Here is a 5,095-nt window from a genome sequence, read left to right as displayed (position 1 = left end):
ACCAGCGACCCCTTCATTAAAAGTGAAATGCTCTACCGACTGAGCTAACAAGACAAATGGCGCAGCGGACGGGGCTCGAACCCGCGACCTCCGCCGTGACAGGGCGGCATTCTAACCATCTGAACTACCGCTGCACCTAAAATGGTGGTCGCTATAAGACTCGAACTTATGACATCCACCTTGTAAGGGTGGCGCTCTACCAACTGAGCTAAGCGACCAAAAAGACTAAATCGTGGCGACCCTTAAAGGATTTGAACCTCTGTTGCTACACTGAGAGAGTAGAGTCCTGGGCCACTAGACGAAAGGGTCTATGTAAAAAATGGTGTCCTGTGCTGGACTCGAACCAGCGACCCCTTCATTAAAAGTGAAATGCTCTACCGACTGAGCTAACAAGACATTTTTCAAAAAACGAAACGTGATTATATATAAAAAAGGCTGATTTGTCAAGACAAAAAGCCGCTGTTTTTCAAATTTGGCCTCAAATTTGATTTATTTTGACAAATTTTGCATTCGTCAAAAACGCATAAAAAGTCAAATTTGGCCCAAAATTTAAAAAGGTCAAAATTTGACTGAAAAACTAAAAGGGGATTTTATAGCCCCTTAAATTTAGCAAGAAAAGCAAGTCTTAAACTCATACGGAGTAGGGCGTGCTTCGTACGGCCATACTTGACTCTCAAATTTATAATGCTGATACGCGTTTATAAACGTCGAAGTCATGATCGGGCGCAGGTATTCGTTGTCGCGAATTAGCGCCTCTAGGCTGCCTCTTAACGTGTGAGGAAGCTGCTCGATACCGCGCTCGCGGATCTCGTCAAGCGTGAGCTTAAATAAATTTTCGTCCATCGGACCGACCGGCTCCATCTTGTGTTTTACGCCGTCAAGTCCAGCCATCAGCATCGCTGAAAAGGCCAAATACGGGTTTGCAGTTCCGTCAGGGAAGCGCATTTCGGCGCGGACCGATTTTTCTCCCGAGCCGTACGGGATACGGATCGAGGCGGAGCGGTTTTGGCTAGAGTATGTTAGTATTGACGGAGCTTCAAAGCCCGGTATTAGGCGTTTGTAGCTGTTTGTGCTCGGGTTTGTAAACGCCGCAACGCTCCTTGCGTGTTTTAGGATTCCGCCGATGTACCAGCGCGCAAAATCGCTTAAATTTGCGTATTTTCCCTCACCGTAGAATAAATTTTTGCCGTCTTTCCATACAGACTGATGCACGTGCATGCCGCTGCCGTTGTCGCCGTAGAGCGGTTTTGGCATAAACGTCGCAGTTTTTCCGTTTAGGTGAGCGACCATTTTGACGACGTATTTGTAAATTTGCACGTTGTCGGCGGCCTCGAGAAGGGTTCCGAATTTAACGCCAAGCTCGCCTTGTCCTTGCGCGACCTCGTGGTGTCCTAGCATGACTTCGAGGCCAACTTGTTCTAAAACCTGCATCATCTCGGCACGCAGATCGACCATGCTATCGGTCGGTTGCGTCATCAGATAGCCGCCTTTTCTTCTTGGGCGGTGACCGGTGTTGTAGCTATCTTTAAAGTCTCTAGCGTCGTTCCACTCGCCTTCTTCGCTATCTACTTCAAACATCGCGCAGTTTGGGCTGTCTACTATTTTTACGTTATCAAATATAAAAAACTCATTTTCCGGCCCAAAATACGCCACGTCGCCCATGCCGCTCTCTTTTACGTAGGCCATGGCTTTTTTGGCTATCGAGCGCGGGCATTTTTCGTAAATTTGACCCTTGTAAATGTCGTAAATATCGGCAAAAACCACGACCGTAACGTCGGCGGTAAAAGGATCCAAAAAAGCGCTGGTCGCCTCAGGGCACATCAGCATGTCGCTTCTTTCGATCGGTTGCCACCCTCCTAGCGAGCTCGCATCCATCGGTATTCCGTTTACGAAGTGATCTTTTTCTACGAATTTTATGTTATAAGATATGCTGTGCCAAGCGCCGTTCATATCGGTAAATCTAAAATCCACGAATTTAACCTCGTGTTCTTTGCAAAAATCAAAAAAATGATCGACGCTTTTTACGAATTTTCCCATTTTTCGCTCCTGTGTTTATTGATTTCGTAATTTTATCATAAAATTTTACTTTTAAGATTAATTTAAATAATTTTTTCTACCCGATCTAAAATTTTACAAATTCTCTATCACGGTTTTTAAATATCGCGCACTTGCTAAATCCCAAATTTCTAGCGATTTGCTCGCATTTTTCGCCGTTTAGACCGACTTGATCTTTTGCGTGTGCGTCCGAGCCAAACGTAATAGGTATGTCTTTTTCGGCGATCATTTCTAGCAAATTTACGCTCGGATACTGCTCTCCGATCGGTTTTCTAAAGCCGGCCGCATTTATCTCCACCGTCAAATTTGCCTTTTTTATAGCCTCGATTGCGTCTTTGGCCAGGAGTCTAACGTCGGTTTTTGGCATAAATTTAAATACTTTTAGCAAGTCTACATGCCCGACGATGTCAAATTTGCCCGACTTTGCCATCTTTTCTACGCAGTAAAAATAATCCCGCCAAATTTGATCTATGTCGCGCTTTTTATATTCGCCGATAAATTCGGGATTATCAAAGCCCCAGCCGCCCAAAAAATGCACCGAACCGATTAGGTAATCAACCTTGCGCGCTAAAACCCGCTCGTCCATAAAGCCCTCTAAAAAATCGACTTCGTAACCGAGCAAAATTTTGATCCGTCCGTCAAATTCGTCTCTGAGGCGCAAAATTTCGCTCTCGTAAAAGGGCATTTGCGAAAAATTCATACGGTACGCTTCGTCAAATTTCATCGGCGCGTGATCGCTAAAACCAAAATACTCGCAGCCCGAATTTATCGCGCTTAAAACGTACTCTCTGGGCTCATCTACGGCGTGTTTGCAAAGCGGCGTGTGGTTGTGTAGATCGACTCTCATTTTTATCCTTAAATATTTTGCAAATGCTACCTAAAATTTGATAAATTTAAGGATAAAGTTTGGGTTTTTAAACTTATATTTCGTTAATTTTCTATATAATCAGCCCAAATTTAAATAGGAGTTTTTATGACGCAAGAAGAACTTGACGCCTTGATGGCGGGCGATTTCGAAGATGAAGAGATCGGCGAGGAAAAGGCGGAAGAAACTGCGCCGCCTGCGGAAGAGAGCGCAAAAAAAACCGATCCGGCGCCGAGTGAACAGATAATAAACTACGAGGGTACCGAGATGCGTATATCCTCAAATATGCCGTGGCCTCCGCCGCCTCCAACCGATGATCACAAGATGGTTCATCAGCTAGACGACGTCACAAAGGACAGCGAGGAAAAAGCCACGCAGATGTTTGATAAGCTTGACGCGATCAATAACTTCTCTATGGACGCGGAGAACGGACTTAACGAGATTATCAGCGGTATAGAGGCTAATATCGAAATTTTTACCAAACTACATGAAAAATTCCCAAATATCGCGACTTTTTCTGAGGCGCTAGAGAAAAATAACGCCCTAAAAAGCTCCGCCGAAATGACTCTAGATAACGTAAGAATGGCGGAAGACGAGATAATGATGGCGATGGATATGATGCAGTATCAAGACATCCACCGTCAAAAGATCGAGCGCGTTATCAACGTCATGCGCGCGCTTAGCAAGTATATGAGCAGTCTGTTTGAGGGCAAGATCGACGACGAAAAGCGCGTGGCCTCAGCCGTACATATCGCGGGCGATACGCACACCGAAAATCTCGTCAGCAACGACGATATCGAAGCTCTGATAGAAAGTTTGGGCAAAAAATAGTGCTAAAGCCCGAGCTTTTATCTCCCGCGGGAAATTTAACCAAGCTAAAAATAGCTCTAGAGTACGGTGCAGACGCGGTTTACGCTTCTGTTGCGAGCTTTTCGCTTCGCACCCGTTCGGCGCGCGAATTTAACCTTGAAAGCTTTAAAGAAGCCATCGAGTACACGCACGCAAAGGGCAAGAAATTTTACGCGACGGTAAACGCGTTTCCTTTTAATTCGCAAATCGAGCCGCTAAAACGCCACCTGCAAACGATATCGGCGATGAAGCCCGATGCCTTTATCATCGCGACTCCTGGCGTCATGAGCCTGGCAAAAGAAATAGCCCCCGACATCGAGATCCACCTCTCGACGCAGGCAAACGTCATGAATGCGCTGGATGCCAAAATCTACCACGAAATGGGCGCAAAACGCATCGTCGTGGCGCGCGAAATGAGCCTAAAAGACGTCGTAAAAATAAAAGAGCAAATCCCGACGCTAGATATCGAAATTTTCGTGCACGGCTCGATGTGCTTTGCGTATTCGGGGCGCTGTTTGGTTAGCTCCGTTCAAAGCGGTCGCCAATCAAACCGTGGTAGCTGCGCCAACGACTGTAGATTTAAATACGAACTCTACGCTAAAAGCGAGGAGAGCGGTGTGTTGTTTCGCCTGGAGGAGGACGAGGGTGGCACGCACATAATGAACTCTAAAGACTTAAATTTATCCGCGCACATCAAGGATATCATCGAAAGCGGCGCGGTCGATAGCCTAAAAATCGAAGGCCGCACGAAAAGCGAATACTACGCCGCCTGTGCGACTAGAGCCTACCGTATGGCCGTTGACGATGCGGTAGCTGGCAAATTTGACGCGCAAATTTACGCGAGCGAGCTAAATACGCTAAAAAATCGCGGCTTTACCGACGGCTACCTGGTAAATCGCCCGTTTGAAAAGACTGATACGCAAAATCACGCTAGCAGCCTAGAGGAGGGCACCCATCAGGTAAATGCTATGAGCGAGGACGGCGAGTTTTTTAAATGCAAATATAAAATTTTCCCCGGCAACGAGTACGAGATCGTAGCCCCGCTAGGCGCTCAGATAGATGAGTGCGAGAGCGAAATATCTCAAATTTTCGCTCGCGACGGCAAGAAATTTATCAAATTTAAAAAACTAGTAACCAAAAAAGGTAAGGAAATAGCAGAAATCCACAGCGGCAACGAAAACGAAGTAAATTTGGGCGCGAAGTTGCCTAAATTTAGCTTTTTAAGAGAGGAAATAAAATGAAATTCGTATCTATAATAATGGGAAGCAAGAGCGACTACGACGTAGTTAGCGAGGCAGCGAAAACGCTTGAGAAATTTAACGTTCC

The 5,095-nt window shown here is 45.8% G+C and carries 4 protein-coding genes, 4 tRNA genes and 1 pseudogene; 3 read left to right on the top strand and 6 right to left on the bottom strand.

The window, feature by feature from the left end; translation table 11 throughout:
* Positions 1 to 57: 57 nt before the first annotated feature.
* The 6 genes from Q0338_RS01280 to Q0338_RS01255 form a co-directional block, all read right to left on the bottom strand.
* A tRNA-Asp gene (locus tag Q0338_RS01280) sits at positions 58 to 134 on the bottom strand.
* An 8-nt stretch (positions 135 to 142) separates the two neighbouring features.
* Positions 143 to 218, bottom strand: a tRNA-Val gene (locus tag Q0338_RS01275).
* A 15-nt stretch (positions 219 to 233) separates the two neighbouring features.
* Positions 234 to 309, bottom strand: a tRNA-Glu gene (locus tag Q0338_RS01270).
* 11 nt (positions 310 to 320) lie between these two features.
* Positions 321 to 396: transfer RNA gene (locus Q0338_RS01265), tRNA-Lys, on the bottom strand.
* A gap of 210 nt (positions 397 to 606) precedes the next feature.
* On the bottom strand, positions 607 to 2,037 hold the full coding sequence (gene glnA / locus Q0338_RS01260; RefSeq protein ID WP_298085182.1) for a type I glutamate--ammonia ligase: 1,431 nt from the start codon (positions 2,035 to 2,037) through the stop codon (positions 607 to 609).
* Positions 2,038 to 2,122: 85 nt separating this feature from the next.
* Positions 2,123 to 2,902: a histidinol-phosphatase gene (locus Q0338_RS01255; protein WP_298085181.1), complete on the bottom strand. Its 780-nt coding sequence runs from the start codon at positions 2,900 to 2,902 to the stop codon at positions 2,123 to 2,125.
* A 126-nt stretch (positions 2,903 to 3,028) separates the two neighbouring features.
* On the opposite strand from Q0338_RS01255, the gene Q0338_RS01250 reads away from it, so the two are divergent.
* From Q0338_RS01250 to Q0338_RS01240, 3 genes and pseudogenes are all read left to right on the top strand, one after another.
* Complete coding sequence (locus tag Q0338_RS01250; protein ID WP_298085180.1) at positions 3,029 to 3,751, top strand: chemotaxis protein; 723 nt, start codon at positions 3,029 to 3,031, stop codon at positions 3,749 to 3,751.
* Positions 3,751 to 5,010, top strand: a complete 1,260-nt coding sequence (locus Q0338_RS01245; RefSeq protein ID WP_298085179.1) for a peptidase U32 family protein — start codon at positions 3,751 to 3,753, stop codon at positions 5,008 to 5,010. Before Q0338_RS01250 ends, Q0338_RS01245 begins: the two co-directional genes overlap by 1 nt.
* Positions 5,007 to 5,095 (top strand): annotated as a pseudogene (locus Q0338_RS01240) (5-(carboxyamino)imidazole ribonucleotide mutase); the annotation flags it as partial. The gene Q0338_RS01245 and the pseudogene Q0338_RS01240, both read left to right, overlap by 4 nt.

The sequence above is a fragment of the uncultured Campylobacter sp. genome, from assembly GCF_938018145.1.
In the GTDB taxonomy this organism is placed as follows: domain Bacteria; phylum Campylobacterota; class Campylobacteria; order Campylobacterales; family Campylobacteraceae; genus Campylobacter_A.
The sequence above is the reverse complement of the archived record's forward strand: the minus strand, read 5'-3'. Positions and strand labels throughout refer to the sequence as shown.

What these genes read in the sequence shown, in the direction of transcription:
- glnA (WP_298085182.1), bottom strand. Translation starts at nt 2,037, where the DNA reads ATGGGAAAATTCGTAAAAAGCGTCGATCATTTTTTTGATTTTTGCAAA.
- Q0338_RS01255 (WP_298085181.1), bottom strand. Translation starts at nt 2,902, where the DNA reads ATGAGAGTCGATCTACACAACCACACGCCGCTTTGCAAACACGCCGTA.
- Q0338_RS01250 (WP_298085180.1), top strand. Translation starts at nt 3,029, where the DNA reads ATGACGCAAGAAGAACTTGACGCCTTGATGGCGGGCGATTTCGAAGAT.